Source organism: Streptomyces sp. CA-142005, from assembly GCF_050942335.1.
Taxonomy (GTDB): domain Bacteria; phylum Actinomycetota; class Actinomycetes; order Streptomycetales; family Streptomycetaceae; genus Streptomyces.
Genome location: NZ_CP192078.1, coordinates 3,251,605 through 3,277,612 on the forward strand (window position 1 = coordinate 3,251,605; position 26,008 = coordinate 3,277,612).

Consider the following 26,008-nt stretch of genomic DNA (forward strand, 5'->3'; position numbering starts at 1 on the left):
CCCGCGCGCCCTACCCACGGAGCGAACCCGCCGTATTGTCTAAGCGTCAGCCCTCCCGAAGGAGCCCTCAATGACCGCGCCCGTCGTCCACTCGCTGCGCGAACAGATCCGCGAGCACATCGTGGAGGGAATCGTCAGCGGGCGCTGGCAGCCGGGTGAGCGGATCGTGGAGCGGCGGATCGCGACCGAGCTGGAGGTCAGCCAGACACCCGTGCGGGAGGCGCTGCGCGAGCTGGAGTCGCTGCGGCTGATCGAGTCCGCGCCGAACAAGGGCGTCCGGGTGCGGAACCTGACCGCAGCCGACCTGGAGGAGAGCTACCCCGTGCGCGCCGGGCTGGAGGCCATCGCGGCGGAGCTGGCGGCCGACCGGCTCGCGGAGGACTGCTCGGCGCTGGAGCCGCATGTGCTGGCGCTGTACGAGGCCGACCGCAAGGCCGATGGCACCGCGCAGGTGCGCCACACCGTCGGCTTCCACCGCGAACTGGTGCGGGCGGCGCACAACTCGGTGCTGCTGCACACCTGGGAGGGCCTGGGTATCGAGGTCTTCACGGCGCTGTCCATCCGCTGGCTGGGCACGGTCCAGCAGTCGTACGCGGAGGAGCACGAGGAGCTGGTGGCCGCCTTCAAGAGGCGGGACCCCCGCATCCCCGAGATCGTGAAAGCCCACGTGCTGGGCTGCGCGCCACGAGCCTGACGCGGCCTTGGTTCAGTCGAGCGGGCCCCCGCTCAGACGCCGTCCCACCTGCGAAAACAAGGCGATTCGGCGTCACCCGGTGCCATCTGTCAAGGCACCGCGTGCCGACTTTCTCGGAATCGAGACTTTTTCCCCCTCAACCCTTTGATCGATCATCGATCAGGGAGTTACAGTCGCCGACGGACTTCCACCGAAGTCCCCGCCCTGTCCTGCCAAAGACCTAGGGCACCCCCGAACCCTTACCGATGAGGGAACCCCCTTCGACTGAGGAAGGCGGCGACATGACCGACCCCAACGCCATCCAGCCGAGCGCGCTCGACCAGCTCCCCGACCGCGACCCGGAGGAGACCGCCGAGTGGCAGGCCTCCCTCGACGCCGTCGCCAGGGAGGCCGGGCCGCACCGCGCCGCGTACCTGATGCGCCGCACGCTGGAGCGCGCCGAGGCGGGCGGCATCGCGCTGCCGAAGCTCCTCGAGACGGACTACGTCAACACCATCCCCACCTCCGCCGAGCCGGACATGCCCGGCGACCCGGAGATGGAGGCCCGGATCACCGCGTGGAACCGCTGGAACGCGGCCGCGATGGTGACCCGTGGCGCGAAGCACGGCGTCGGCGGCCACATCGCCACCTTCGCCTCCGCCGCCTGGCTGTACGAGACCGGCTTCAACCACTTCTTCAAGGGCAAGGAGGGCGACGGCTCCGGCGACCAGCTGTACATCCAGGGCCACGCCTCCCCCGGCATCTACGCCCGCGCCTTCCTCGACGGCCGCCTGAACGAGGCCCACCTGGACAACTTCCGCCAGGAGGCCGGCGGCAACGGCCTGCCGTCGTACCCGCACCCGCGCCGCCTGCCCTGGCTGTGGGAGTTCCCCACCGTCTCCATGGGCCTCGGCCCGCTGTCGGCGATCTACCAGGCGCGCTTCAACCGCTACCTCACCAGCCGCGGCATCAAGGACGTCTCCGCCTCGCACGTCTGGGCCTTCCTCGGCGACGGCGAGATGGACGAGCCCGAGTCGACCGCGGCCATCGCGCTCGCCGCACGTGAGGAGCTCGACAACCTCACCTTCGTCATCAACTGCAACCTGCAGCGCCTCGACGGCCCGGTCCGCGCCAACTTCAAGATCGTGCAGGAGCTGGAGGCCCAGTTCCGCGGCGCCGGCTGGAACGTCGTCAAGACGCTGTGGGGCACGGCCTGGGACGAGCTGTTCGCCCTCGACACCACCGGCGCGCTGGTACGCCGCCTGCGCGAGGTACCGGACGCGCAGGTCCAGACGTACCAGACCCGCGACGCCGCCTACATCCGCGCCGACTTCTTCGGCAAGGACCCGGCGCTCGCCGAGATGGCGAAGCTGCTGAGCGACGACAAGATCCTGGAGTGCTTCCACCTCTCGCGCGGCGGTCACGAGGCCCGCAAGGTCTACGCCGCGTACAAGGCCGCTGTCTCGCACAAGGGCGCGCCGACCGTGATCCTGGCCCAGACGGTCAAGGGCCACACCCTCGGCGAGGGCTTCGCGTCGAAGAACGCCAACCACCAGATGAAGAAGCTGACGGTGGACGAGTTCAAGGCGATGCGCGACCGCCTCGACCTGCCGATCAAGGACAGCGACTTCGTCGACGGCGTGGTCCCCTACGGCCACCCGGGCGCCGACTCCCCCGAGGTCCGCTACCTCCAGGAGCGCCGCGCGGCCCTCGGCGGCCCGGCCCCGGCCCGCCGCACGCACGCCCTGGCCCCGCTGCCGGCCCCGGCCGAGAAGGCCTTCGCCGCCTTCGACAAGGGCTCCGGCTCGCAGAACGTGGCCACCACGATGGCCTTCGTCCGCCTGGTCAAGGACCTGGTCCGCGACAAGGAGACGGGCAAGCGCTGGGTGCCGATCGTCCCCGACGAGGCGCGCACCTTCGGCATGGAGAGCCTGTTCCCGTCCCTGGGCATCTACTCCCCCAAGGGCCAGACGTACGAGCCGGTCGACCGCGACCAGCTGATGTACTACAAGGAGGCCAAGAACGGCCAGATCCTCAACGAGGGGATCACCGAGGCCGGTTCGATGGCCGACTTCATCGCCGCGTCCACCGCGTACGCGACGCACGGCGAGGCGATGATCCCGTTCTACATCTTCTACTCGATGTTCGGCTGGCAGCGCACCGCCGACCAGATGTGGCAGCTCGGCGACCAGCTCGGCCGCGGCTTCCTCGTCGGCGCGACGGCGGGCCGTACGACCCTGACCGGCGAGGGCCTGCAGCACGCCGACGGCCACTCCCCGGTGATCGCCGCGACCAACCCGGCCGCGCTGACCTACGACCCCGCGTTCGCCTACGAGATCGCGGTGATCGTCCGTGAGGGTCTGCGCCGGATGTACGGCGAGGCCAAGCCGGGCGAGGACCAGAACGTCTTCTACTACCTGACGGTGTACAACGAGCCGCTGCCGCAGCCGGCGAAGCCGGCCGGCCTCGGCATCGACGAGGGCATCGTCAAGGGCCTGTACCGCTTCAACACGGCGGAGTCCGCGGGCCTGTCCCCGGCCGCCAACGCCCCGCGCATCCAGCTGCTGGGCTCCGGTACGGCGATCCACTGGACCTTGGAGGCCCAGAAGCTGCTCGCCGAGGAGTGGGGTGTCGCGGCCGACGTCTGGTCGGCGACCTCCTGGTCCGAGCTGCGCCGTGACGCGATGGAGGCGGACGCCGCCCTCCTGCGCGGCGAGGAGCGGGTGCCGTACGTCCGCCAGGCCCTGCAGGGCGCCGAGGGCCCGGTCCTCGCCGTCTCCGACTACATGCGCCAGGTCCCGGACCAGATCGCGCAGTGGGTCGAGCAGGACTGGTCCTCGCTGGGCGCCGACGGCTTCGGCCTCTCCGACACCCGTGAGGCCGCCCGCCGCCACTTCGGCGTCGACGCCCGGTCGATCGTCGTCGCGGCCCTGGCCCAGCTCGCCCGGCGCGGCGAGGTGAAGGCCACGGCGGTCAAGGAGGCCCGGGAGAAGTACGGGCTGTAAGCAGCACAAGGCCTCGCGCACCGAGGTCCTGAGGAAGGGGTACGGCGACCTGCCGTGCCCCTTCCGCTGTCAGTGGCCCCCGGCATCATGAACGCATGCGTGCCGCCCGGCTCATCAAGATGGTGCTCCTCCTCCAGTCCCGGCCCGCCATGACCGCGGCCGAACTCGCCCGCGAGCTTCAGGTGTCGGAGCGGACGGTCACCCGGGACGCGCAGGCGCTGTCGGAGGCGGGGGTGCCGGTGTACGCGGACCGCGGGCGGGCCGGCGGGTACCGGCTGGTCGGCGGATACCGGACGCGGCTGACGGGGCTGGCCAGGAGCGAGGCGGAGGCGCTGTTCCTGAGCGGGGTCCCGGCGGCGCTGCGGGAGATGGGGCTCGGGGATGCCCACTCCGCCGCCCGGCTGAAGGTGTCCGCGGCGCTGCTGCCGTCGCTGCGGGACGCCCCGGACAGCGCCGCCCAGCGGTTCCATCTGGACGCGCCCGCCTGGTTCCGGGAGCCGGAGACACCCGCGCTGCTGCCGGCGGTCGCGGAGGCGGTGTGGGACGACCGCCGCGTCAGCGCCCGCTACCGGCGCGGCGAGGCCGAGGTGGAGCGGGTGCTGGAGCCGTACGGGCTCGTGCTGAAGGCGGGCGTCTGGTACCTGTGCGCACGGGTGGCCGGCGGGGGCTCCTGCCGGACCGGCGACGGCCCCTTCCGCACCTACCGGATCGACCGGTTCGGCGCCGTGGAACCCCTGGAGGAACAGTTCGCGCGGGATCCGGACTTCGATCTGCCGGGCCACTGGGCCGCGCAGGCCGAGCGGTTCGCGCGCTCGATCCTGCGCGCCGAGGTCGTCGTACGGCTGTCCCCGGAGGGTGCGCGCATGCTGCGGTACGCCGTCGATCCGCTGTCCGCGCGGGAGGCGCTGAGCGGGCCGGTCGAGCCGGACGGGGCCGGCTGGGTGACGGTGACGCTGCCGGTGGAGTCCGAGGAGGTGGCGCACGCCCAGCTGACGACGCTCGGCGCGGAGGCGGAGGTGCTGGCCCCTCGGAGCCTGCGGGAGCGGTTCGCGGCGGACGCGGCGCGGCTGGCCGCGCTGTACGGCGGCCCGCGTCCGCGCAGGAGGCGCTGAGCGGGCCGGTCGAGCCGGACGGGGCCGGCTGGGTGACGGTGACGCTGCCGGTGGAGTCCGAGGAGGTGGCGCACGCCCAGCTGACGACGCTCGGCGCGGAGGCGGAGGTGCTGGCCCCTCGGAGCCTGCGGGAGCGGTTCGCGGCGGACGCGGCGCGGCTGGCCGCGCTGTACGGCGGCCCGCGTCCGCACGGCCGTACGGACGCCGGTTCGCACACCGGATAACGATCCGCCGTACTCCGGCGTACTCCGCGTGCGTCCCACCGGTGGAGGCCCGATGCTGGTGGCGTGATGGACGAGACGGAGTTCTGGGAGCTGATCGACGCCGCCCGCGAGGCCGCCGAGGGCGATCCCGAGGAACAGGCCGACGCGCTCGTGGACCGGCTGCTCCAGCTGGACCCCGACATGATCCTGGACTTCGCCCGTCACTTCGAGGCCCGCTACAACCGCGCCTACCGCTGGGATCTGTGGGGCGCGGCCTGGGTGCTGCTGGACGGGGCCAGCGACGACGCGTTCGACTTCTTCCGGTGCTGGCTGATCGGCCAGGGCCGGGAGGTCTACGAGGGCGCCCTGCACGATCCCGACTCGCTGGCGGAGCTGCTGGACGAGTTCGACGAGGAGATCGACGGCGACGGCGAGGAGCTCGGCTACGCGGCGGACGAGGCCTATGAGCAGCTGACCGGCACCGTCGCGCCCGACCTGGGCATCGCCCCGGCGCCCGCCGAACCGGAGGGCTCCCCGGTGGACTTCGAGAACGAGCGGGCGCTCGCCGCACGCTTCCCCCGGCTGTGGGACCGCTTCCGGGAATAGCCCGCCCCGGCTCAGCCGGCCGAACGCCTGCGGAGGCTGTCGGCCGGCAGATACGCCTGCGGCCGCTCGGCCCGCACCACGTGGTGCGGCGGCGCGGCATTGGCCTGGTCGAGGGCGGACGCGGTGGCCGCGGCCGGGCCGAGGACGACGGTCGCGACCGCGCAGAGCACCGCCCAGGGTCCCCGCGCGGTCCGCGTCCGGTGCGCCCGCTCCGTGGGCTCGGCCGTGGCCCGCGCCTGGGTACGACTGCTGTTCATGATCCCCACCTCCGGTCGGCTTGTGCTGTCCACGACCGTAGGACGCGGGGTTCGGAGCGGGCTGCGTGGCGCCTAGGGGGTTCCTATGGGCCATACCAGGGTGGTCCGGCCCTGCAGGCGCGCGGCCTGCTCCCTGATCTCGGGGAGCCGGGCGGTGAGCGCGGCGCCGGGGCAGCTGGTCATGAACCCGGCGTTGTGGCCGGCCAGCACGGGCAGGGTGACCGGGGTGCCGGCCTGGTAGCGGCTGAGGCTGTTGCTGGAGACCAGCCGGACCCTCGCGCGCGGATCGATGTCGGCGAGGCCCAGCTTCCAGGCGGCCAGCGCCGCGATCGAGTCGAGCATGGGCCGGGGCACGGGCACGCCCGCGGTGAAGGTGCCGATCGCGGCTATGCCCGCGGTGCGGTGGTTGAAGCCCTGGGTGTGGGCGCCGGTGACGGCCCGGTCGATGCCTCCGGCGCGGCCTTCGTAGATGGTGCCGCAGCGGTCGACGAGGAAGTTGTAGCCGATGTCGTCCCAGTTCCGGGCGCCGGTCTGGCCGGCGTACAGGCGGCGGATGATCTCCGGCGCGTCGCGGCAGTCGTATTTGCTCGGCGAGTCGGTGTGGTGCAGGAAGACGGCGACCACCTTGTCGTCGTAGCGCGGCGGCGGCTGGCGGCGCGCCGCGGTGCCGAGCCAGACGGAGCGGGGCACGATGTGCGGCCGGGGGGCGCGGTGGGTGACCGGCGCGGGCCGGTCGGAGTGGGCCACCGCGGAACTCTCGGCGCTGCGGGCGCTCAGGGCGAGCACGGGGACGGCCACCAGCCCGGGCAGACAGCCGAGCAGCACCAGCAGGACGCCGGGTATCCGCCGGACGGACCGCAGCCACGTCCATGGCCGTCGCGACCTCGGCTCGTGCGGGCTGTCGAGCGGCGCCTCGGCCTCCGCGGGCGACGGCGTCCGCGGCACGGGGTGTCTCCTGAGCAGGAGCCCCAGGAGGCGTCTTCGTATCTTCGCGACGGACCGGGCCCGGGAGGTCGCCCGCGTCGCGGTCCGACGCGGCACCCGAGCGGTCTCCGCCGGCTCCGGCGTGCCCGGTGTCCCCCCGGCGGTCCCCGGGAGTCCGGGCGTCCCCGGCGCCTCGGCGGTCCCGGCGGTCTCCGGGGGTCCGGGGAGCCCCGGCGCCTCGGGGGTCCCAGTGGTCTTCGATATTCCCTGAGTCCCCGCCGCCCCGGCGGTCTCCGGTACTTCCCGAGTCCCCGGCGCCCCGGCGGTCTCCGGCATATCCAGCGTGCCCGGGGTCTGTGGATTCCCGGGCGTCTCCAGTGTTCTTCGGACGACGTGCATGGTGCCACTCTCCGGCGGCCGGGCCATGCCCGCGATGTGCACTCTGCCACCTGGCGGAACCATCATCCCGGTCCAGGACGTTTCTGGGGGTACATACAAGCGTGGCCGGTTCACCGTCCGGTGGCCGTGCGCGTGTGTCTGTGACTGATCACCGGGCCCGTCCCGTCCGTACTGAGGGGTCCGAGAGAAAGGCGGCTCCGTGGACCTGCTCGACCTGGTACTCGTGCTGGTGATGCTCGTCTACGCGGTGTCCGGTTACCGGCGGGGGCTGGTGGCCGGCTGTGTCTCGCTGGCCGGGTTCGTCGGCGGTGCCGCCGTCGGCGTGTGGGTGCTGCCCTGGGTGACCGGCCTGGTGGAGCGCGGTACGACGCAGGCGACGGCGCTCGCGGTGGTGACGGTGCTGGTGCCCGCGGTGGTGGGGCACGAACTGGCGGGCCGGCTGGCGCTGCGGCTGCGCGGGGAGCTGGACCGGGGCCCGCTGCGGGTGCTGGACGGGATGGGGGGCGCGGCGGCGAACGCGGTCGCGGTGCTGATCGTGGCCTGGGTCGCGGCGAGCGTCCTGGGCGCGGCCCCGTCGCAGGCGCTGAACTCGGCCATACGGAACTCCACGCTGCTGGGCACGGTGCAGAAGGCGATGCCGGACACCACGCCCGCGTGGTTCTCGCGGGCCACGTCGGCGCTGGCCGAGGCGGGTTTCCCGCAGGTCTTCAACCCGTTCGAGAACGAGTCGACGGCCCAGGTCGCCCGGCCCTCCGGTGACAGCGTCACCCCGGCCGCGACGAGCGCCGCGAAGCTGAGCACGGTGAAGATCGAGGGCGTCTCGGGCAACGAGGGCCGCGAGGGCAGCGGTTTCGTCTTCGCCGCACACCGGGTGATGACCAACGCGCACGTGGTGGCGGGCATCGACCACCCGAGCGTGCGGGTCGGCGGCGTCGGGCAGTCGTACCCGGCCCGGGTGGTGCTCTTCGATCCCGACCGGGACGTGGCGGTGCTGTACGTGCCCGGGTTGCGCGCCCCGGTGCTGAGCTTCGACACCAGCGCCGCACGGGGGGATTCCGCGGTGGTCGCGGGCTATCCGCAGGACGGCGGCCTGAACCTGCAGGCGGCGACGGTGGCGAGCCGGGTGCGGGCGACCGGGCAGAACATCTACAACGACGGCGCGGTCACCCGGGACATCTACTCGATCCGGTCCACGGTCCGGCCGGGCAACTCCGGAGGCCCGCTGCTGACCACGGACGGCAAAGTGTTCGGCGTGGTCTTCGCGCGCTCCACCTCGGACGCCGAGACCGGGTACGCGCTGACGGCGGACGAGGTGGCGGGCGACGCCCGGCGCGCGGCCACGGCGACGGTGTCGGTGGACACGGGCCAGCTGGTCAGCTCCTGACGGTCACAGGCGCCGGCCCATGAGCACGTCGTCGACGTAGGCGCCGTCGAGGAGGAACTCCTCCGGCTGCACTCCCTCGACGGCGAACCCCTCGGACTCGTACAGCGCGCGGGCCGGGGCGTTGTGCCCGAGGACGCGAAGGCTCAGTCGCCGTGCACCGCGCCTGCGCGCCTCCGTGACGGCGGCCCGGATCAGCGCGCGCCCGAGACCCCGCCCGCGGGCCTCCTCGGCGACGGCGAGGCCCTGGATCTGCAGGACGTGCGTGTTGGAGGCGAGCGGGGTCGGGCGGCCGATGCGGACATAGCCGACGACGCGACCGTCGGCCTCGGCGACCAGGTAGTCCTCCGGGAGATGGCGCTCGTCGAAGAACGGCCCCTCCGGCGGGGGCGACACGGCGTGCAGCGTGGACCAGGTGGACCGGTCGAGGAGGGCCAGTCCCTCTTCGTCGGCGGGCACGGCGATGCGTATGGACGGCTCGAGCATGCCGATCACCCTACGGCGACGCCCCACGCCGCCTCACCGTGATTTCGGGCGGGAGGGGTGATTTTCGGGCGGGGCCCGGGGTGGATCTCCGTCGGCCGTCCGGTCGCGCGGGGGGCATGGCGCGCGGGCCGTACGGTCGCGCCGCGCAGGCGTGGCATGCGGGCCGCACCGCGCCGCAGCACGGCATGCGAGCCGCACGCGCGCCGGCATGGGGTGCGGGCCCTAGGTTCGCCCCGAAGGGCCTGGCCAGCGGGCCGAACGGTCGCGCCAGGGTACGACATACGGACTCGTAGGACCGCGCTGCGGGCAGGGCACGGCACGCGGGTCCTAGGGTCGCGTCGCGCGGACACGGCATACGGGACGTACGCGCGCGCCGAAGGGCATCGCGGGCGGACCTTGACGGTCGCGCCGGGGCCCGGCATACGAACCCGTACGACCGCGCCGCGGGCACGGCAAGCGGGCCCCAGGGTCGCGCCGCGGGCACGGCATGCCAGCCGAACGGTCGCCCCGCGCGGGCATGGCATGCGGGCCGTGTGACCGCGTCGGGGGCATGGTGTGCGGGTTGGGCGGTCATGCTGGGGGCATGGAACGTCTGCGTATCGCGGTGGCCGGCGCGTCCGGGCTCATCGGCAGCGCCCTGGTGCGGTCCCTGACCGCGGACGGGCACGAGGTGGTACGACTGGTGCGCCGGGCGGCCGCGGGCCCGGACGAGGTCTGCTGGGACCCCGAGGGCCAGTACGTCGACGCGCGCGGGCTGGCCGGCTGTGCCGTGGTGGTGAACCTGGCCGGGGCCGGGATCGGCGACCGGCGCTGGACGCCGTCGTACAAGCGGCTGCTGCGGGACAGCCGGGTGCTGGGCACCGCCGCGCTGGCGGAGGCGGTGGCAGCGTTGCCGGAGCCGCCGCGGGTCTTCGTCAGCGGCAGTGCGATCGGCATCTACGGCGACACCGGCGACCGGGCGGTGGACGAGGACGCCCCGCCGGGGCACGGCTTTCTGCCCTCGCTGTGCGTGGAGTGGGAGGAGGCGGCGGCGCCCGCACAGGAGGCGGGCGTGCGGACGGTGTTCCCGCGCACGGGGTTGGTGGTGGCGCGGGGCGGCGGTGCCTGGGGCCGGCTGTTCCCGCTGTTCCGGGCTGGGCTCGGGGGGCGGTTGGGCGACGGGCGGCAGTACTGGTCGTACATCGCGCTGCACGACGAGGTCGCCGCGATCCGCCATCTCATCGACGACGACCGCCTCTCCGGGCCGTTCAACCTGACGGCTCCCCAGCCGCTGACGAACCGTCAGATCACGGCGGCGATGGCGCGGGTGCTGCACCGCCCCGCCCCGTTCGCGGTCCCGGCGCCGGTGCTGCGGGCGGTGCTGGGCGAAATGGCGAGGGATGTGCTGGGCAGCCAACGCGTGCTGCCCAAGCGGCTGTTGGAGTCGGGGTTCCGGTTCGCGTTTCCGGGGATCGAGGAGGCGATTCGCTCCGCGGGGTGAGCCCGGCGTCTGCAACACCGGCAAACAGACGTGACCGTATGCGACCTCCATGCGACCGTGCCCTGTTGATGCGCGACTGTTTGCGACCGATCACGGACCTAACCTCGACGCGAACTCGGGTATCCCCGGAGCCTGTTGGGGGCATGACGTCTCCACCGGCCGCGCAACCACAGGAGGGGCCTCGTGCTTGAGCCCGCGTACCAGGTGGACGTCGTCATCGTGGGAGCCGGAATCGCCGGACTCTCGGCGGCTCATCGGCTGACCAGCGCAGGAATCTCGACCGCAGTCCTCGAGGCCGCCCCTTACGTCGGCGGCCGCATGTCGACGGAGAAGGTCGACGGCTTCCGGCTCGACCGCATCGGACAGCTGCTGTCCACGTCCTACCCCGAACTCCGCACGACCCCGGGCCTGGACTCCCTCGTCCTGCGCACCTTCGCGCCAGGCGTCCTGCTGCACCGCGACGGACGCACCCAGCGCGCGGGCGCACCGGCGGCCGGGAGGAGCGCAAGGGGCGCACTCCATGCGGTGCGCGCCCTCGCGAGCGCCCCCAGGGGGCCGGCGGCCACCTCCGGCCGGGCCGGCGCGCCCGTGGGCGGCGCGGTGGACCAGGCCCGGCTCGGCGCCGCACTGGCCCGGATCGCCGCCAACCCGGTCGAACGCGTGCTGGCCCGGCCCGAGATGCCCGCCCGCCAGGCCCTCGCCCAGCGCGGGATGCCGCCGCGCACGGTCGACGGCTTTCTGCGCCCGCTGCTCGCCACCCTGCTGTGCGACCCGGAGCTCGGCACCTCCAGCCGGTGCGCCGACCTCGCGCTGCACGCCTTCGCGAGCGGCCGGCTGTGTGTGCCGGAGGGCGGCGCGGAGATGCTGCCGGAGCTGCTGGCGCGGGCGCTGCCGTCCGGCACCGTGCACACGGGCGTACGGGTCACCTCGGTCTCCACGACGTCCGTCGCCACCGCCGATCACGGGGAGATCCGCTGCCGGGCGGTGCTGCTGGCGACCGACGCGCGGGCCGCGGCGGAGCTGCTGCCGGGCCTGAGGGTGCCGGACTTCCACCCGGTGACCGTGGTCCACCACACCACCGACGACCCGTCGGCGGCCTTCTCGACCGGCACCTCGCTGCTGCTGGACGCCGACCGGGGCGGGCCGGTGGCGCACACGGCCGTGCTGAGCAACGTGGACCCGAGCCGGGCCCCGGGCGGGCGGGTGCTGATCTCCTCGACGGTGCTCGGCACACCGCCCGAAGGCGTGGACACGGCGGTCCGCATCCACCTCGCCCGCCTCTACGGCAGCTCGACGCGCCGCTGGGAGACCCTGGCGGTCCACCACACCGCCGAGGCCGTCCCCGCCATGCGCCCACCCCACGACCTGCGCCGCCCGGTCCGCCTCCTGGCCGGCCTGTACGTCTGCGGCGACCACCGCGACACCAGCACGGTCCAGGGCGCCCTGCACTCGGCGCACCGGGCGACGGCGGCGATCCTGGCCGACCTGGGTGCGGCGGGTTCCCTGAACAGCGCGGATCCGGCGCCCACTGTGCCGAGGGCGGCGTGACCGCGCCCCTTCAGGGGCTCGTGGCCGTATCGGCACGCGGCCGCGCGGGCTACCCCAGCGCCGCCACCTTCTCCCGGTAGCCCCGTACCGGTGCCGCGTCCCGATACGGCTCCAGTCGGCGTTCGAAGTCCCGCACGTACTCGATCGCGCGAGCGGACCGCATCTCCGCGGCCTGCCCCGCCGCCTCGGCGGCGAGCGCGCAGGCCTGGTCGAGTTCGCCGAGGCCGAGGCGGGCCGTGGCGAGGACGACGCGGCAGAAGAGCCGGCTGCGGGCGTAGGAGGGCGCGCGGAGCTGGAGCGAGCGTTCGGCGTGCTGGGCGGACGCCCGAAACTGCTGCAGATCCCGGTGGCAGTGCCCGAACTCGTCGGCGAGCTGCGCCTCGTCGAAGAACCTGGCCCAGTACGGCACCTCGTCCCCGGGCCGGGCCGCCTCCAGCGCGCGCTCGGCCCGCACGAGCGCCGCCGTGCACGCCCGCACCTCGCCGAGCACGCCGTGCGCCCGCGCCTCGGAGGCGTGCAGCAGCGCCTGCACGACCGGCGGGCCGCCCGTGCCCATGCCCTGCTGGGCGACCCGGGCCAGCTGCACGGCCTCCCTGCCGTGGCCGAGATAGACGGCCTGGCGGCTCATGGTGACCAGGACGAAGGAGCCGTACGCCCGGTCGCCGGCCGCCTGGGCGAGCCGCAGGGCCTGCACGAAGTACCGCTGGGCGAGCCCGTGCGCGGCGATGTCGTACGAGGTCCAGCCGGCGAGCCGGGTGAGGTCGGCGGCCGCGGCGAACAGCTTGCGGCCGGTCTGCTCGTCGTAGCTGCCGCGGAGCATCGGCTCGCACTCGTGCTCCAGGTAGCGCACCAGGGCCTGCCGGGCGTGGCCGCCGCCGTAGCGGTCGTCGAGGGTGCGGAACAGCTCGCCGACCGAACGCAGCGCGTTGATGTCGCCGCCCGTGACCTTGTGGCCCGGGGCGCGCTCGGCATGCCCGCGCGCCCGGGGCGGGATCGCGAGCACCGGCCGGCCCTGGGGCTTGGCCGGGGCCGGGCGGCCCTGCGCGGGCACCCGGGGTGCCGGTTCGCGGGCCACCTTGTCGTCGGCCTTGCCGATCAGCCAGTCCCGGCTGGGCACCACGAGCCCCGCCGGGGTGAAGGCGATCTTGCGCAGCTCGGCGTGGCTGCCGGAGTCCTTGCGCCACAGCCCGCTGACGATGTCGACGGCCTCCTCCGGGGTGGCCGCGAACTCCAGCCCGGCGTACACCGGCGCGCAGGCGTCCAGGCCCAGATCCTGGGCCGTGAGCCGGCGCCCGAGCCGGCGCGTGAAGACCTCGGCGATCAGGGCGGGTGTCGTCCCCCGCGGCTGCTGTCCGCGCAGCCAGCGGGTGACCGAGGTCTTGTCGTATCTGAGGTCCAGCCCGTGTTCCAGGCCGAGCTGGTCGACGCGACGGGCCAGACCCGCGTTGGAGAACCCCGCTTCTGCGATGAGCGCGGCGAGCTGGCGGTTGGGGGTGCGCTGCGCGGGTCGGTCCGTCATCTGCGGTGCGGTCTCCTGCCTTCCGGGCTGCTGAAGTGCCCGGTTTGCCTTTGAGCAGCCCTTATGGCCTCACGAACGGCGCGAATGTAGCGGAGAGTGAGCAGGCGATCGCACATTCCGCCTGGCATTCATCCGATCGTGTGAGAAACGCCCGCAGGGCTGACGTACGCGGGTCGGACGTACAGTGGCGTGGGCGCGTTACGTGCCTGACACACCGGTCGCTGAGGGAGGCGCTTGCCGTGAGTGAGTTGCGGTTCGTCCGCATGGGGTTCGGTGCGGATGCCGTCGATTACCAGGAGGCCTGGGACGAGCAGCGCCGCGTGCACGCGGCCCGGTTCGCCGACGAGGTCCCGGACACCGTGATCCTCCTGGAGCACCCCCCGGTGTACACGGCGGGCCGCCGCACCGAGGACAGCGAGCGTCCGCTGGACGGCACCCCGGTCATCGACGTGGACCGCGGCGGCAAGATCACCTGGCACGGCCCCGGCCAGCTGGTGGGCTACCCGATCCAGAAGCTCCCGCGCCCGGTGGACGTGGTCGCGCACGTACGGCGTCTGGAGGAGGCGCTGATCCGCACCTGCGCCGACTTCGGCCTCGAGACCACCCGGGTCGAGGGCCGCAGCGGGGTGTGGGTGCTCGGCGACCCGGTCGAGCAGCGGCCGGCGCTCGGGGGGCTGTCCCTGGACTTCGACCCGCGGCTGCAGGACGAGGAGTTCGACCCCCGCCTCAACGGCCCCGAATACGCTCCCTCCAACGCCGGCCAGCGCCGCGAGGACCGCAAGATCGCCGCGATCGGCATCCGGGTCGCCAAGGGCGTCACGATGCATGGCTTCGCGCTCAACGTGAACCCCGACAACAAGTGGTTCGACCGGATCATCCCGTGCGGGATCCGGGACGCGGGGGTCGCCTCCCTCGCGGGCGAGCTGGGCCGGGACGTCACGATCGAGGAGGTCCTGCCGGTGGTCGAGAAGCACCTGAAGGACATCCTGGAGAACGCGGAGCTCAAGCCGCGGGTGATCGAGAAGGCGTCCGCCTGAGCCGTCGGCCGTCCGGGGGAATGCGCCCTGCGACCGCGAGGTTGATCTCGTCGGCAGGGCGCTATGAACACGGGCGTACCCTGGTGTGCGCCGAAGAATCAAAGCTTAGGGAGCCGGTCGTGTCCGCAGTCGCACCCGACGGACGCAAGATGCTGCGCCTGGAGGTCCGCAACAGCCAGACCCCCATCGAGCGCAAGCCCGAGTGGATCAAGACCCGGGCGAAAATGGGCCCCGAGTACACGAAGATGCAGAACCTCGTGAAGAGCGAGGGCCTGCACACGGTCTGCCAGGAAGCCGGCTGCCCCAACATCTACGAGTGCTGGGAGGACCGCGAGGCGACCTTCCTCATCGGCGGCGACCAGTGCACCCGGCGCTGCGACTTCTGCCAGATCGACACCGGCAAGCCCGAGGCCCTGGACCGCGACGAGCCCCGCCGCGTCGGCGAGTCCGTGGTCACGATGGACCTGAACTACGCCACCATCACCGGCGTCGCCCGCGACGACCTGGAGGACGGCGGCGCCTGGCTGTACGCCGAGACGGTGCGCCAGATCCACGCGCAGACGGCGGACCGCGAGGCCGGCCGCACGAAGGTGGAGCTGCTGGCCCCCGACTTCAACGCGGTCCCCGAGCAGCTGGCGGAGGTCTTCTCCTCCCGCCCCGAGGTCTTCGCGCACAACGTCGAGACGGTCCCCCGGATCTTCAAGCGGATCCGCCCCGGTTTCCGCTACGAGCGCTCCCTGAAGGTCATCACCGAGGCCCGCGACTACGGCTTGGTGACCAAGTCCAACCTGATCCTCGGCATGGGCGAGACCCGCGAGGAGGTCAGCGAGGCGCTGAAGCAGCTGCACGACGCCGGCTGCGAGCTGGTCACCATCACCCAGTACCTGCGCCCCTCCGTCCGGCACCACCCCGTCGAGCGCTGGGTGAAGCCGCAGGAGTTCGTGGAGCTGAAGGAGGAGGCCGAGCAGATCGGCTTCTCCGGTGTGATGTCGGGTCCGCTGGTGCGGTCCTCGTACCGTGCCGGGCGCCTGTACCAGATGGCCATCGAGAAGCGGGGTTCGTTCGTCGCCACCCAGGCGGTGTGAGCGCCCGGCGCGTGCGCCAACCGTGTGAATTCGCGCACAAGTAACTACTGGCCAGTAATGGCCGAGTCGACGCGGTTCTGACCGTCCTCGCTGATGAGGGCCACCGTCAGGGCCGCGTCGGCGTTTCAGCGCTCCATATCAAGGCTTCATTGGTGTTTGACCGGTCGGACACGCCCTGGTAACACCAATCAGTGACTCTGGTATCACCGCTCGTACACCACCGATCCGAGGGGGGACCTCGATCATGCAGGCCGCGCCCGTACGCGCCACCGCCATCCCGTCCTTCACCGACGCTCTCCGCGCCGTCGAGTCCCTGCTCATGAGCGGCGGTCAGCGCACCGCCCGGCGCAACGCGTGGACCTCCGTGCTGGAGGACCGCCGGCGCGCCAAGGACCGGGTCGAGGCGCAGCGCTTCCTGGAGCAGGCCGCCGGCCGCTCCTGAGCCCTCCCGACCGCTTTCCCGCTTTCCCCCGGGCACTGCCGTCGTCCGCACTCCCGGGGCCACGTAGACTTCCTGACATGGCGAGGAAGGAACCCGCGGCGGACGCCGCGAACGCAGGGCGACTGAAGCAGATCGCTCTCACCTACAAGATGACCCGCAAGGTCGACACGAAGATCGGTCTTGTACTCGGGGCCGTCGGCATCGGCACCCTCGCTGTCTTCCTTGTGATCGGCTTCTTGATCGGCCACCCCATCTACCTGGGCATCTTCGGCCTGCTGATCGCGCTGCTGGCGACGGCGATCGTGTTCGGCCGCCGGGCCGAGCGCGCCGCCTTCGGCCAGATGGAGGGTCAGCCGGGCGCCGCGGCCGCCGTGCTGGACAACATCGGCCGGGGCTGGACGACGACTCCGGCGGTGGCGATGAACCGCAGCCAGGACGTGGTGCACCGGGCCGTCGGCAAGGCCGGCATCGTGCTGGTCGCCGAGGGCAACCCGAACCGGGTGAAGAGCCTGCTGGCCGCCGAGAAGAAGAAGATGAACCGGATCGTCGCGGACGTACCCGTGCACGACGTGATCGTCGGCAACGGCGAGGGCCAGGTCGAGCTGAAGAAGCTGCGCACGACCATGCTGAAGCTCCCGCGCGTGCTCACCGGCCCCCAGGTCACGGCCACCAACGACCGGCTGCGGGCCCTGGGCGACCTGATGAGCAACATGCCGCTGCCGAAGGGTCCCATGCCCAAGGGCATGCGGATGCCGAAGGGCCGCTGAGCCCAGCCAAGTGGTGCCGGCCCGTCAGGACAGGCGCCGGAACTCCCGCTCGCAGTAGACCATCGGCGAACCCTCGCCCAGCCGCACTCCCGTTACCCGGCCGATCAGGATCGAGTGATCCCCGGCCGGGTAACGCGCGTATGCGGCACAGTCCAGCTGTACGGGCGCCTGCCGCACCGCCGGCAGCCCGGAGGGGCTCGGCTGCAGCAGGGCGTCGGAGAACTTGTCCGCGCCCTTGGTGGCGAACAGCACGGCCAGCGGCTGGTGCTCCGGGGCCAGCACGCTCACCGCGAAGTGCTCACACCGTGCGAAGACCGCCGCCGAGTCGGCCGCGTCCGCGAGACACACCAGGACCAGGGGCGGCTCCAGGGAGACGGAGCAGAAGGAGCTCGCCGTGAAGCCGCGCGGGGTGCCGTCCTCGCAGCAGGCGGTCACCACCACCACGCCCGAGGGGAAGCGCGCCATGGCGTCCCGGAACTCCTCCGGCGTCACCTCGGCCGCCATCACATCCTGAGCATCGGTCATACGGCGACGATGCCGCCGACGGTGTGACCGGGCAACCGGATGGATGCATATGGGCCATGCCGGGTGCGGACGGGCAGGGGTCGCTCGGCCGCGGCCGGGAACGGTCAGACCCGGACCTCGACGGTCTTCGCGAGCCGGTCGTGCAGCCCGCGTCCGTCGCGGTCCCAGATCAGTGCCGGGACGGCGAGACACAGCAGGACCGTGCGGAGCATGGACCGCAGCGGATTGACCGTGCCGGTCTCCAGGGCCACCACCCGGATGCCGAGCAGCCGCTTGCCCGGGGTGAAGCCGATCGTGCCCACGGTCAGCACGCTCATCACGAAGAAGACGCCGAGCGCCCAGTTACTCGTGGCAGGGACCTTGTAGCCATCCGTGATCAAGCCGTATGCGATCAGGACACTCAGGCCCCAGTCCACGGCCAGCGCGCCGAGCCGGCGGCCGGGCCGGGCGATGGAGTTCGGGCCCTCCTTGGGGAGGCCGAGCTGCTCACCCCGGTAGCCGAAGTCCGCACCGGCCTCTTCCATGGCCGCGCGGGGCCCGGAGAGCCACGATCCGAGTGCTTGCCTGTTGTCCACCCGTCAACGGTACTGCGCCCGGTTTCGCGCACTGTGCCGAGGGGTGTGTCAGAGCTACGGTGGACACGTGGCCGGTTAACTTCTGCGAAACAAATGGGTCACGCCCGAGAAATCACCCGTCCCTAGGGTCATGACCAGCGTGTGCCACCGCACTGGCCGCACGAACGATCTACCACCCCGGCGAGGACGGTCGGGAGTAGGAGGAGCTGGATGTTCCAGAACGCCGACGAGGCCAAGAAGTTCATCGCGGACGAGGACGTCAAGTTCATCGACGTCCGCTTCTGCGACCTGCCGGGCGTCATGCAGCACTTCACGGTGCCCGTTGAGGCGTTCGACCCGGACGAGGAGCTCGCCTTCGACGGATCGTCGATCCGTGGTTTCCAGGCCATCCACGAGTCCGACATGGCCCTGCGCGCGGACCTGTCCACCGCCCGTGTGGACCCGTTCCGCCGGGACAAGACCCTCAACATCAACTTCTTCATCCACGACCCGATCACGGGCGAGCAGTACTCCCGTGACCCGCGCAACGTGGCGAAGAAGGCCGAGGCCTACCTCGCGTCGACCGGTATCGCGGACACCGCGTACTTCGGTCCCGAGGCCGAGTTCTACGTCTTCGACAGCGTCCGTTTCGCTACCACGGCGAACGAGAGCTTCTACCACATCGACTCCGAGGCCGGCGCCTGGAACACCGGTGCCCTCGAGGACAACCGTGGTTACAAGGTCCGCTACAAGGGCGGCTACTTCCCGGTCCCGCCGGTCGACCACTTCGCCGACCTGCGCGCCGAGATCTCCCTGGAGCTGGAGAAGGCCGGCCTCAAGGTCGAGCGCCAGCACCACGAGGTGGGCACCGCCGGTCAGGCGGAGATCAACTACAAGTTCAACACGCTGCTCGCCGCCGCCGACGACCTGCAGCTGTTCAAGTACATCGTGAAGAACGTGGCCTGGCGCAACGGCAAGACCGCGACCTTCATGCCGAAGCCGATCTTCGGTGACAACGGCTCGGGCATGCACGTGCACCAGTCGCTGTGGAGCAACGGCGACCCGCTGTTCTACGACGAGGCCGGTTACGCGGGCCTGTCGGACACCGCCCGCTACTACATCGGCGGCATCCTCAAGCACGCCCCGTCGCTGCTGGCCTTCACCAACCCGACGGTGAACTCGTACCACCGTCTGGTGCCGGGCTTCGAGGCGCCGATCAACCTGGTGTACTCGCAGCGCAACCGCTCCGCCGCGATGCGTATCCCGATCACGGGCTCGAACCCGAAGGCCAAGCGCGTCGAGTTCCGCGCCCCGGACTCCTCCGGCAACCCGTACCTGGCCTTCTCGGCCCTGCTGCTGGCGGGCCTGGACGGCATCAAGAACAAGATCGAGCCGGCCGAGCCGATCGACAAGGACCTGTACGAGCTGGCTCCCGAGGAGCACGCGAACGTCGCCCAGGTCCCGACCTCCCTGCCGGCCGTCCTCGACTCGCTCGAGGCCGACCACGAGTTCCTCCTCCAGGGCGACGTGTTCACGCCGGACCTGATCGAAACGTGGATCGACTTCAAGCGCACCAACGAGATCGCGCCGCTCCAGCTGCGTCCGCACCCGCACGAGTTCGAGCTGTACTTCGACGTGTGACAGACGGTCCCCGCGGACTGGACAGGCCCCCCGGCTCGGCCGGGGGGCCTTCCCCGTGCGGCCGGATGCGCCCGAGGGCGAGGCGGTGGTCGTCGAACAGTCGCCGCACGCGTTCCCCGGCACCGAGCTGGGCGGAGACGGCCGTCGCCGAGGTGTCCGCCGAGCGGCACCACGGCGCGCTCGCGACGATCGAGGACCTGGACGGCGTCGTCGTCCCGTCCGCCGCGTCGCTCGGCCGGCCGCCGCCGGCCCGGCCGCCGGGGCGAGGGAACTTTTTCCCGCTTACCGGACTTCCTACTTCCGGGGGATCATCCCTCCTGACCCTGCCGGACGAGAGAGGTTGAACGGGGATGACGGAACAGGACGACTGGGAGCGGGAGTTCGATCACCGCTGGGCGAATTCCGCCGAGCACAAGGAGCCCTCGGCCCGGGCCCGGATGCTGGCCGCGCGCTGGAAGGAGAACCCGCCCAGCCCGGCGCCCTTCCGCGCCGATCCCGAGCCGGTGCCGCGCCGGGCGTCATGGGCGTCGACGGCCGTGGTCTTCGGCTGTGTGATCGCGGTCATGGTGCTGATCGGGCTGCTGCAGTTCGGCTCCTCCCGCTAGGACGGGTCGTACCCGGCGCACGGTGACCGGGGACGCTCGGCGACGGCCGGTCGACTCCCAGGTACGTTTTGCCGCTCCTAGGGGCGTTCGGGACCTGTTCATGGGAATCGGCTGGTGCACACTGGACAGCGGGACGAGTGCCTGACTGCGGGGTGATGCAAGATGCAGAGCCGCTTCCGGAGCGACCGACGGCTGACCGTGCGCATGGGTCTGACGATGTTCCTGCTCGGTCTGCTGTACGTGGCGTTCGTGGCCGCGCTGATCGCGCTGCTGAAGTCCTGGGTGCTGGTCGTCGTGGTGGTCGGGGCGATGTTCGTGGCGCAGTTCTGGTTCTCCGACCGGATCGCCATGTTCGCGATGCACGGCCGGGTCGTGGAGCGCGAGGAGTATCCCGAGCTGCACGCGGTGGTCGACCGGCTGTGCGGACTGGCCGACATGCCCAAACCGGTGGTCGCGGTGTCCAACATGGACATGCCCAACGCGTTCGCGACCGGCCGTAACCCCGATCACGCCGTGATCTGCGTGACCACGGGGCTGCTGCGGCGGCTGGAGCCGGCCGAGCTGGAGGGCGTGCTCGCGCACGAGCTGTCGCACGTGGCGCACAAGGACGTCGCCGTGATCACGGTCGCGTCCTTCCTCGGCGTGCTGGCAGGCCTGATCGTGCGGTTCGCCTTCTACTCGCAGCTCTTCGGCGGGGGCCGCAGGGACCAGAACACCGCCGCCGTCTTCGCCGCGATCATGGGTGTCTCCGCGGCGGTGTACGCGATCAGCTTCCTGCTGATCCGGGCGCTGTCCCGGTACCGGGAGCTGGCGGCGGACCGCGCGGCCGCGCATCTGACCGGCCGCCCGTCGGCCCTTGCCTCGGCGCTCATCAAGGTCACCGGGGACATCGCCCGGATCCCGACCAAGGACCTGCGCACCGCCCAGGCCTTCAACGCCTTCTACTTCACCCCGGCGACCGGGAAGGAGCCGGGCATCGAGCGGATCTTCTCCACGCACCCGACCCTGGAGCAGCGGCTGGAGCAGCTCGGCCGGATCTCGGCGGAGCTGGGCGAGGCCGCCACTCCGGGGAAGGCGGGCTGAGCCTTGGGGCTGCTGGACATCCTGCTGGGCCGCACGAAACCGGTCGCGCCCGATCTCGACCAGCTCTTCGCGCTGCCCTCGGCGGCCGTGACCCTTCAGGCCGCGGCCGGGTTCACACCGACCGGGACCGGTGCGGTGTGCTTCGCCACGGTGGAGGGTTCGGCGTTCGAGCAGACCCACCGGGAGGTGCAGGCGCTGCTGGACGCGGACACCGACCGCAGCGGTCCGCCGGTGGAGCTGCGCCGGGACGACTACGGCTACTCCTGGCTGGTGTCCGCGCGCAGCCCCGAGCAGCTGCCGGAGCTGGTCAACGATCTGCACGCGGTGAACAGCGCGATGGAGATCAACGGCTTCGGCCCGCAGCTGCTGTGCTCGCTGGCCGCCTTCACGGACGACGGCGGCCGCAGGCTGGCGATGGTCTACCTCTACAAGCGGGGCACCTTCTATCCGTTCGCTCCGCTGCCCGGCGCGGCCGAGCGGCGGGACAACGCGCTGGAGCTGCAGGTGAAGGCGGCGCTCGGGAACGAGCTGCGGATCGAGCAGGACCTCGGCCGCTGGTTCCCGGTGTGGGGCGCCCCCGGTCTGTGACCGGGGACGCCGTCGCTCACCTGCTCTTCTCGCGCTCCTGCCGGCGGGTCTCGAAGGGCCGTTCCCGGCGGTAGCGGCGCTCCCACTTCGCCAGCCGGTCCCGGCGGTCGCGGTAGGCGCGGTAGCTCTCCGGCGTGGGCGGGGTGCCGGCGCCGGCGGGCGGTGGCGTGCCGGGCGAACCGCGTCCCTGCTTCGCGTACAGGTACAGCAGCGCGACGGCGGCGAGCCACCACAGATGGTTTCCGATTCCGAGGATCACCAGGACGACGGTCCCGGACGCGACGATGCCACGCATGACGGACCTCCGTAGGGGTGAGTGTGGCGGGGGTGGAGTGTGTCGGCTTCGTGCCGTTTGTTCAGAGTAGGGAGGCGACGACGGGGAGCGCATCCCGTTTTCCACCCGGCGAGCGCCCGCCATGAGTGAATGACCCCGTGAACGAACTCTCCGCATTCACCCACGACTTCGACGGCGAACGACTCAGCGGCCTGACGGCCGGTGCACCCGGCCGGGCCACGGCGGTGCTGCTGCACGGCGCGGGCAACGGCAGCAAGCAGCGCCTCCTGCCGCTGCTCAGGGACTTCGCCGAGCGCGGCCGCCATGCCCTGGCCTTCGACTTCTCGGGTCACGGCGACAGCACAGGATCCCTCGCGGAACTGAGCCTGCGCCGCCGGTTCGAGCAGGCGGTGGCGGTGGTCGACGCGCACGCGCCCGCGGACTCCCCGCTGGTGCTGGTCGGTTTCAGCATGAGCGGCCAGACGGTAGCCGATCTCGTACGGCACTACGGCCCACGGGTGGTGGCCGTCGGCCTGTGCGCGCCGGCCGTCTACGCGCCCGAGGCCTGGGAGCTGCCGTTCGAGAACGGCCAGGGCCGCTTCAGCGAGATCATCCGCACGCCGGCCGGCTGGCGGAGCTCACGGGCGCTGGAGATGTTCCGGGCGTACGCGGGCCGGGCGGTGCTGGCGGTCCCGGGCACCGACGCGGTCATCCCGCCGGCCGTGACCGAGGCCGTGCAGGACGCTCTGGCGGCGCGGGCCCGGTACACCCGCTTCGAACTCCCCGAGGCGGAGCACCGGTTGGGGTCGTGGTTCCGGGATCACGCCGGGGACCGGCGGGAGTTCGTCGAGTGCGTCCTGGCGGAGTCGGACGAGCGTGCGGCGGCGGAGGCCGCATCGGCCTAGGCCCGGCCGGAGAGCGGCGGGCGGCGGGGGACGCCGGGTGCCTCCGGGAAGACGGGCACCCGGCGTCGGTGCGGGCTTTCAGCGGTTGTAGCGCATGAACGCGCGCACCATGTGGCACGTCGTGTCGGACGGCGGGCGCATGCCGATCTCCTCCGCCGTGCTGCGGATCGTGTCGTCGCGGGCCTGGGCCGACTGGTAGATCCCGGAGTCGAGCAGGGCTATCGCCAGGCGCATGGCCTTCAGGCGGCGGTTGTGGGTGACGTACCACTCGCGCGGCCGTCCGGCCGGCAGCGGCCGCTTCACCACGGGCTCGTAGGGCGAGTCGAACAGCACGGGATGCTTGGCGGTGGACTGGGTGGGCAACGGCTTCGGCTTCAGGGCGGCAGCGGGCACGGGCATCCTCCTGTCGCGGTCAGGGCAGCCCTCCGGGTTTCCGGCGACTGTCTCGAACACTGCTTCCAGTCTACCGGCGGCCACTGACAATCGGGGGTCCGCGAAGGCAGCCGAATGCCCAGGTGGAGAGGGGGATTTGGAGGGCGTGACAGGCGGTCGAGGAGGGGCTGCCGGGGCGTCGGAAATTCGAACAGAGCCGGGGCCGAGTACCGTGTGCGGCATGGAAATCTGGATCAACCCGGCCTGCTCCAAGTGCCGCAGCGCCATCAGCCTGCTCGACGCCGAGGGAGCCGAGTACACCGTCCGCCGCTATCTGGAGGACGTGCCGAGCGAGGACGAGATCAGGGCCGTGCTGGAGCGGCTGGGGCTCGAACCGTGGGACATCACCCGCACCCAGGAGGCCGAGGCCAAGGAACTGGGCCTCAAGGAGTGGGCGCGGGACGCCGGCACCCGCGACCGGTGGATCGTCGCGCTCGCCGAGCATCCCAGGCTCATCCAGCGGCCGATCATCACCGCCGACGACGGGACGGCCCTGGTCGCCCGCTCCGAGGACGCGGTACGGGAAGCCCTGGCGCACGACAAGGCCTGAGCCGCGTGCCCAACCCCTCTGTGACGCAGCGCACTTCACCAACTCCCGAAACCGCTGAGTAACCCCGTTCGGTATCTCGTACATAGCGGCGTACGCTCCCCTACCTCTTCAGGAGGCGCGCATGTCGCGCAGGAGAACTCTCGGTACGAAGAAGAAGGTCGCGCTGCTCGTCGGTGCCGCGGCGGTGGCGGGCGGCGGGGCCTTCGCGCTGGCCACGACGTCCAACGCCGCCCAGCCCGCGCAGGGCGCGAAGACCCTGTCCGCCGGGGACTCGACGGTGTGCCAGGGGCTGGCCACGGCCCACGGCAACAACGACCGGTTCATCGCGGACCAGAAGGCGCATCCGGACGCGCAGTCGGCGGCCCGGATCGCCAACCGTGAGGCGGTCATCAAGCAGATCGAGGTCCAGCAGAAGGCGGCCGGTTGCACGGTTGGGGAGTCGGCTCAGGGCTCCCAGACCGGGCAGCAGGCGCAGAACGGCCAGCAGGGCGCCGGACAGCAAGCCGGTCAGCAAGCCGGACAGCAGGGCGCGCAGCCCTCGCAGTCCGCCGCCGCAGGGAACAACGGCGGTGGCGCCGCCGCCACCGGTCAGCAGGTCTGCAACGGCTCCACGGTCACGCTCTCCGGTGAGGGCGGCGCCCCGGCCGCCTCCAGCAACCAGTTCCCGGCCGGGACCACCCTGAAGGTCACCAACCTGGACAACAACAAGTCCACGACGGTGAAGGTCACCTCCGTCTCCGGCAGTTGTGTGCTGCTCAACAACGCGGCCTTCGAACAGGTCAGGGAGCCCGGCAAGTTCCTCATCCGCCACGCCCGGATCGAGAAGGTGGGGTGAGGCTCAGGGACCGGTCAGGAACGCGATGAGGCGACCGGCGAGATCACCCGGCGCGGACTGCGGCAGCGCGTGATGGGACACCTCCGGCAGGACGGCGGTCTCCACGTGCGGCAGCAGCGCGCGGGCCCGGTCGGCCACCGCGCGCGGCATGGAGGTCCCCCCGCTCGAGCGAAGCCGAGAGTGGGGGAGGGTCCTGCTGTTCGCGGCCACGAGCAGCAGGACCCGGTCGGCGACCGTACGGGGGTGGCGGTCGCCGGCCGGGACGCTCAGGCCCGGGGCGCCGATCACGTCGACCGCGTGCACCCGGCGCACCCGGGCCAACCCGGCGACCTGGGCGTACCAGGAGACGGAGGTGGCCCCACCGCCACCCGGGAGCAGGAGCAGCGAGGGCGCGTCGCGGGGGCCGCAGGTGTTGACGCGGGTGTCGCCGAAGGGGGTGGCGACCGTCAGCGCCTCCCGCCCGGCGGGCCATTTCGCCAGCACCTTGTCGTACGCAAACCGGAAGGCCTCGCTGTCGAATCCGGTGTCTGCGCCCATGGAACCGCCCCCTATTATCTCGTTCGGCAAGATGCTCGCCGAGCGAGATGATAGTCCGGGAGGCCCCGCGTGCAGTCCGATATGGAGACCGTCCACCTGCTGCGTGCCGCCGTCGTCGAACTCGGCCTGCACAGCGGCCGGTTCGCGCAGCAGAACGGCATGCACCCCACGGACGTACGCGCCCTGATCGCGCTCATGGACGCGCGGCGCGCCGGCGAGGAGCTGACCGCCGGGCGGCTCGGGGCCGTGCTCGGGCTCAACTCGGCGGGCACGACGGCGCTGCTGGACCGGCTGGAGCGGGCGGGACGGGTACGGCGGGCGCGCGGGAGCAGCGATCGGCGGAAGGTCGTCGTGGAGGTGACGGACAGTGCCGTGGAGCTCGGCCGGACGTTCTTCGGGCCGCTGATCGAGCGCTCGCTGGAGCTGCTGCGCGGCTACGACGAGCATCAGCGGGCCGCGATCCGGGACTTCCTCGACGGGGTCCGGCAGGCCGCGGCGGAGGGCGCCCATACCCCGCCCACCGGCACCTCACAACATGAGCCGTGACACAGAACG

At 72.0% G+C, this 26,008-nt stretch carries 29 protein-coding genes; 20 read left to right on the plus strand and 9 right to left on the minus strand.

Translation table 11 applies throughout. The features are described from left to right. Positions 1 to 70 precede the first annotated feature (70 nt). The 5 genes from ACQPXS_RS15425 to ACQPXS_RS15445 all read left to right on the plus strand — a co-directional run bounded on the left by ACQPXS_RS15425 (position 71) and on the right by ACQPXS_RS15445 (position 5,599). On the plus strand, positions 71 to 694 hold the full coding sequence (locus ACQPXS_RS15425) for a GntR family transcriptional regulator (RefSeq protein ID WP_351798522.1): 624 nt from the start codon (positions 71 to 73) through the stop codon (positions 692 to 694). A 281-nt stretch (positions 695 to 975) separates the two neighbouring features. Beyond that, positions 976 to 3,678 (plus strand): pyruvate dehydrogenase (acetyl-transferring), homodimeric type, encoded by a 2,703-nt coding sequence (gene aceE, locus ACQPXS_RS15430; RefSeq protein ID WP_433449795.1) that lies wholly within the window; start codon positions 976 to 978, stop codon positions 3,676 to 3,678. A gap of 95 nt (positions 3,679 to 3,773) precedes the next feature. Beyond that, positions 3,774 to 4,790 (plus strand): helix-turn-helix transcriptional regulator, encoded by a 1,017-nt coding sequence (locus ACQPXS_RS15435; RefSeq protein ID WP_433449797.1) that lies wholly within the window; start codon positions 3,774 to 3,776, stop codon positions 4,788 to 4,790. After that, the gene (locus tag ACQPXS_RS15440) at positions 4,787 to 5,014 is read left to right on the plus strand and encodes a WYL domain-containing protein (RefSeq protein ID WP_433455824.1); all 228 of its coding nucleotides are present in this window, start codon (positions 4,787 to 4,789) and stop codon (positions 5,012 to 5,014) included. The genes ACQPXS_RS15435 and ACQPXS_RS15440 overlap by 4 nt, the downstream gene beginning before the upstream one ends. A gap of 66 nt (positions 5,015 to 5,080) precedes the next feature. Then, positions 5,081 to 5,599, plus strand: coding sequence for a DUF4240 domain-containing protein (locus ACQPXS_RS15445; protein WP_365334658.1), 519 nt, complete (start codon positions 5,081 to 5,083; stop codon positions 5,597 to 5,599). Positions 5,600 to 5,610: 11 nt separating this feature from the next. Here the strand turns inward: ACQPXS_RS15445 and ACQPXS_RS15450 are convergent, their stop codons facing one another. Together ACQPXS_RS15450 and ACQPXS_RS15455 are read right to left on the minus strand one after the other, a co-directional pair. After that, a complete protein-coding gene (locus ACQPXS_RS15450; protein WP_433449799.1) occupies positions 5,611 to 5,856 on the minus strand; it encodes a hypothetical protein in 246 nt (81 codons plus the stop codon). A gap of 72 nt (positions 5,857 to 5,928) precedes the next feature. Further along, a complete protein-coding gene (locus ACQPXS_RS15455; protein WP_433455826.1) occupies positions 5,929 to 6,699 on the minus strand; it encodes a peptidoglycan recognition protein family protein in 771 nt (256 codons plus the stop codon). Positions 6,700 to 7,378: 679 nt separating this feature from the next. Between ACQPXS_RS15455 and ACQPXS_RS15460 the strand changes: the two genes are divergently transcribed. Next, a complete protein-coding gene (locus ACQPXS_RS15460; RefSeq protein ID WP_433449800.1) occupies positions 7,379 to 8,563 on the plus strand; it encodes a MarP family serine protease in 1,185 nt (394 codons plus the stop codon). 3 nt (positions 8,564 to 8,566) lie between these two features. Here ACQPXS_RS15460 and ACQPXS_RS15465 read toward each other — a convergent pair whose 3' ends face one another. Further along, positions 8,567 to 9,046 carry a GNAT family N-acetyltransferase gene (locus tag ACQPXS_RS15465; RefSeq protein WP_356315810.1) on the minus strand — a complete coding sequence of 160 codons (480 nt, stop codon included), beginning with the start codon at positions 9,044 to 9,046 and terminating at the stop codon, positions 8,567 to 8,569. 583 nt (positions 9,047 to 9,629) lie between these two features. On the opposite strand from ACQPXS_RS15465, the gene ACQPXS_RS15470 reads away from it, so the two are divergent. Continuing rightward, the gene (locus tag ACQPXS_RS15470) at positions 9,630 to 10,526 is read left to right on the plus strand and encodes a TIGR01777 family oxidoreductase (RefSeq protein ID WP_433449801.1); all 897 of its coding nucleotides are present in this window, start codon (positions 9,630 to 9,632) and stop codon (positions 10,524 to 10,526) included. A gap of 183 nt (positions 10,527 to 10,709) precedes the next feature. Continuing rightward, the gene (locus ACQPXS_RS15475; protein ID WP_433449802.1) at positions 10,710 to 12,074 is read left to right on the plus strand and encodes an NAD(P)/FAD-dependent oxidoreductase; all 1,365 of its coding nucleotides are present in this window, start codon (positions 10,710 to 10,712) and stop codon (positions 12,072 to 12,074) included. Positions 12,075 to 12,123: 49 nt separating this feature from the next. Here ACQPXS_RS15475 and ACQPXS_RS15480 read toward each other — a convergent pair whose 3' ends face one another. Then, a complete protein-coding gene (locus tag ACQPXS_RS15480; protein WP_351798503.1) occupies positions 12,124 to 13,593 on the minus strand; it encodes a regulator in 1,470 nt (489 codons plus the stop codon). Positions 13,594 to 13,832: 239 nt separating this feature from the next. Here ACQPXS_RS15480 and lipB point away from each other — a divergent pair, with 239 nt between their 5' ends. From lipB to ACQPXS_RS15500, 4 genes are all read left to right on the plus strand, one after another. Continuing rightward, the gene (lipB, locus tag ACQPXS_RS15485; RefSeq protein WP_356315818.1) at positions 13,833 to 14,630 is read left to right on the plus strand and encodes a lipoyl(octanoyl) transferase LipB; all 798 of its coding nucleotides are present in this window, start codon (positions 13,833 to 13,835) and stop codon (positions 14,628 to 14,630) included. A 119-nt stretch (positions 14,631 to 14,749) separates the two neighbouring features. Beyond that, the gene (gene lipA, locus ACQPXS_RS15490; RefSeq protein ID WP_365334655.1) at positions 14,750 to 15,715 is read left to right on the plus strand and encodes a lipoyl synthase; all 966 of its coding nucleotides are present in this window, start codon (positions 14,750 to 14,752) and stop codon (positions 15,713 to 15,715) included. Between the two features lie 244 nt (positions 15,716 to 15,959). Next, positions 15,960 to 16,157 (plus strand): SCO2195 family GlnR-regulated protein, encoded by a 198-nt coding sequence (locus tag ACQPXS_RS15495; RefSeq protein WP_208901281.1) that lies wholly within the window; start codon positions 15,960 to 15,962, stop codon positions 16,155 to 16,157. A gap of 77 nt (positions 16,158 to 16,234) precedes the next feature. Next, on the plus strand, positions 16,235 to 16,924 hold the full coding sequence (locus ACQPXS_RS15500) for a DUF4191 domain-containing protein (protein ID WP_351798493.1): 690 nt from the start codon (positions 16,235 to 16,237) through the stop codon (positions 16,922 to 16,924). 24 nt (positions 16,925 to 16,948) lie between these two features. Here ACQPXS_RS15500 and ACQPXS_RS15505 read toward each other — a convergent pair whose 3' ends face one another. Further along, positions 16,949 to 17,449 (minus strand): flavin reductase family protein, encoded by a 501-nt coding sequence (locus ACQPXS_RS15505; RefSeq protein WP_351798491.1) that lies wholly within the window; start codon positions 17,447 to 17,449, stop codon positions 16,949 to 16,951. A 104-nt stretch (positions 17,450 to 17,553) separates the two neighbouring features. After that, positions 17,554 to 18,024, minus strand: a complete 471-nt coding sequence (locus ACQPXS_RS15510; protein WP_351798488.1) for an RDD family protein — start codon at positions 18,022 to 18,024, stop codon at positions 17,554 to 17,556. 210 nt (positions 18,025 to 18,234) lie between these two features. Here ACQPXS_RS15510 and glnA point away from each other — a divergent pair, with 210 nt between their 5' ends. The 4 genes from glnA to pspAB all read left to right on the plus strand — a co-directional run bounded on the left by glnA (position 18,235) and on the right by pspAB (position 21,920). Continuing rightward, a complete protein-coding gene (gene glnA, locus ACQPXS_RS15515; protein WP_351798485.1) occupies positions 18,235 to 19,644 on the plus strand; it encodes a type I glutamate--ammonia ligase in 1,410 nt (469 codons plus the stop codon). A gap of 350 nt (positions 19,645 to 19,994) precedes the next feature. Then, positions 19,995 to 20,249, plus strand: coding sequence for a hypothetical protein (locus tag ACQPXS_RS15520; RefSeq protein WP_351798477.1), 255 nt, complete (start codon positions 19,995 to 19,997; stop codon positions 20,247 to 20,249). 162 nt (positions 20,250 to 20,411) lie between these two features. Continuing rightward, complete coding sequence (gene htpX / locus ACQPXS_RS15525; protein ID WP_433449804.1) at positions 20,412 to 21,332, plus strand: zinc metalloprotease HtpX; 921 nt, start codon at positions 20,412 to 20,414, stop codon at positions 21,330 to 21,332. 3 nt (positions 21,333 to 21,335) lie between these two features. Further along, entirely contained in the window at positions 21,336 to 21,920 is a 585-nt protein-coding gene (pspAB, locus tag ACQPXS_RS15530) for a PspA-associated protein PspAB (RefSeq protein WP_433449806.1), read from the plus strand. A gap of 16 nt (positions 21,921 to 21,936) precedes the next feature. Here pspAB and ACQPXS_RS15535 read toward each other — a convergent pair whose 3' ends face one another. Next, complete coding sequence (locus ACQPXS_RS15535) at positions 21,937 to 22,215, minus strand: hypothetical protein (RefSeq protein ID WP_433449807.1); 279 nt, start codon at positions 22,213 to 22,215, stop codon at positions 21,937 to 21,939. A gap of 137 nt (positions 22,216 to 22,352) precedes the next feature. Here ACQPXS_RS15535 and ACQPXS_RS15540 point away from each other — a divergent pair, with 137 nt between their 5' ends. Next, positions 22,353 to 23,099, plus strand: a complete 747-nt coding sequence (locus ACQPXS_RS15540) for an alpha/beta hydrolase (protein ID WP_433449808.1) — start codon at positions 22,353 to 22,355, stop codon at positions 23,097 to 23,099. 78 nt (positions 23,100 to 23,177) lie between these two features. Here the strand turns inward: ACQPXS_RS15540 and ACQPXS_RS15545 are convergent, their stop codons facing one another. Next, a complete protein-coding gene (locus ACQPXS_RS15545) occupies positions 23,178 to 23,492 on the minus strand; it encodes a hypothetical protein (RefSeq protein ID WP_433449811.1) in 315 nt (104 codons plus the stop codon). Positions 23,493 to 23,712: 220 nt separating this feature from the next. On the opposite strand from ACQPXS_RS15545, the gene ACQPXS_RS15550 reads away from it, so the two are divergent. Both ACQPXS_RS15550 and ACQPXS_RS15555 read left to right on the plus strand, forming a co-directional pair. Beyond that, a complete protein-coding gene (locus ACQPXS_RS15550; protein ID WP_433449814.1) occupies positions 23,713 to 24,081 on the plus strand; it encodes an arsenate reductase family protein in 369 nt (122 codons plus the stop codon). Between the two features lie 121 nt (positions 24,082 to 24,202). Next, positions 24,203 to 24,916: a hypothetical protein gene (locus tag ACQPXS_RS15555; RefSeq protein ID WP_433449816.1), complete on the plus strand. Its 714-nt coding sequence runs from the start codon at positions 24,203 to 24,205 to the stop codon at positions 24,914 to 24,916. A gap of 3 nt (positions 24,917 to 24,919) precedes the next feature. Here ACQPXS_RS15555 and ACQPXS_RS15560 read toward each other — a convergent pair whose 3' ends face one another. After that, a complete protein-coding gene (locus ACQPXS_RS15560; RefSeq protein ID WP_433449817.1) occupies positions 24,920 to 25,453 on the minus strand; it encodes a hypothetical protein in 534 nt (177 codons plus the stop codon). A gap of 81 nt (positions 25,454 to 25,534) precedes the next feature. On the opposite strand from ACQPXS_RS15560, the gene ACQPXS_RS15565 reads away from it, so the two are divergent. After that, the gene (locus tag ACQPXS_RS15565; protein WP_433455828.1) at positions 25,535 to 25,999 is read left to right on the plus strand and encodes a MarR family winged helix-turn-helix transcriptional regulator; all 465 of its coding nucleotides are present in this window, start codon (positions 25,535 to 25,537) and stop codon (positions 25,997 to 25,999) included. The last annotated feature ends 9 nt before the right edge of the window (positions 26,000 to 26,008 follow it).

Excerpts from the sequence above, each read along its gene's own strand:
- glnA (WP_351798485.1), top strand. The coding sequence starts at position 18,235 with ATGTTCCAGAACGCCGACGAGGCCAAGAAGTTCATCGCGGACGAGGAC.
- ACQPXS_RS15425 (WP_351798522.1), top strand. The coding sequence starts at position 71 with ATGACCGCGCCCGTCGTCCACTCGCTGCGCGAACAGATCCGCGAGCAC.
- ACQPXS_RS15520 (WP_351798477.1), top strand. The coding sequence starts at position 19,995 with ATGACGGAACAGGACGACTGGGAGCGGGAGTTCGATCACCGCTGGGCG.
- ACQPXS_RS15565 (WP_433455828.1), top strand. The coding sequence starts at position 25,535 with ATGGAGACCGTCCACCTGCTGCGTGCCGCCGTCGTCGAACTCGGCCTG.
- ACQPXS_RS15505 (WP_351798491.1), bottom strand. The coding sequence starts at position 17,449 with ATGACCGATGCTCAGGATGTGATGGCGGCCGAGGTGACGCCGGAGGAG.
- ACQPXS_RS15465 (WP_356315810.1), bottom strand. The coding sequence starts at position 9,046 with ATGCTCGAGCCGTCCATACGCATCGCCGTGCCCGCCGACGAAGAGGGA.
- aceE (WP_433449795.1), top strand. The coding sequence starts at position 976 with ATGACCGACCCCAACGCCATCCAGCCGAGCGCGCTCGACCAGCTCCCC.
- ACQPXS_RS15470 (WP_433449801.1), top strand. The coding sequence starts at position 9,630 with ATGGAACGTCTGCGTATCGCGGTGGCCGGCGCGTCCGGGCTCATCGGC.
- htpX (WP_433449804.1), top strand. The coding sequence starts at position 20,412 with ATGCAGAGCCGCTTCCGGAGCGACCGACGGCTGACCGTGCGCATGGGT.
- ACQPXS_RS15555 (WP_433449816.1), top strand. The coding sequence starts at position 24,203 with ATGTCGCGCAGGAGAACTCTCGGTACGAAGAAGAAGGTCGCGCTGCTC.
- ACQPXS_RS15550 (WP_433449814.1), top strand. The coding sequence starts at position 23,713 with ATGGAAATCTGGATCAACCCGGCCTGCTCCAAGTGCCGCAGCGCCATC.
- ACQPXS_RS15445 (WP_365334658.1), top strand. The coding sequence starts at position 5,081 with ATGGACGAGACGGAGTTCTGGGAGCTGATCGACGCCGCCCGCGAGGCC.
- ACQPXS_RS15560 (WP_433449817.1), bottom strand. The coding sequence starts at position 25,453 with ATGGGCGCAGACACCGGATTCGACAGCGAGGCCTTCCGGTTTGCGTAC.
- ACQPXS_RS15495 (WP_208901281.1), top strand. The coding sequence starts at position 15,960 with ATGCAGGCCGCGCCCGTACGCGCCACCGCCATCCCGTCCTTCACCGAC.
- ACQPXS_RS15500 (WP_351798493.1), top strand. The coding sequence starts at position 16,235 with ATGGCGAGGAAGGAACCCGCGGCGGACGCCGCGAACGCAGGGCGACTG.
- ACQPXS_RS15450 (WP_433449799.1), bottom strand. The coding sequence starts at position 5,856 with ATGAACAGCAGTCGTACCCAGGCGCGGGCCACGGCCGAGCCCACGGAG.
- ACQPXS_RS15480 (WP_351798503.1), bottom strand. The coding sequence starts at position 13,593 with ATGACGGACCGACCCGCGCAGCGCACCCCCAACCGCCAGCTCGCCGCG.
- ACQPXS_RS15535 (WP_433449807.1), bottom strand. The coding sequence starts at position 22,215 with ATGCGTGGCATCGTCGCGTCCGGGACCGTCGTCCTGGTGATCCTCGGA.
- ACQPXS_RS15435 (WP_433449797.1), top strand. The coding sequence starts at position 3,774 with ATGCGTGCCGCCCGGCTCATCAAGATGGTGCTCCTCCTCCAGTCCCGG.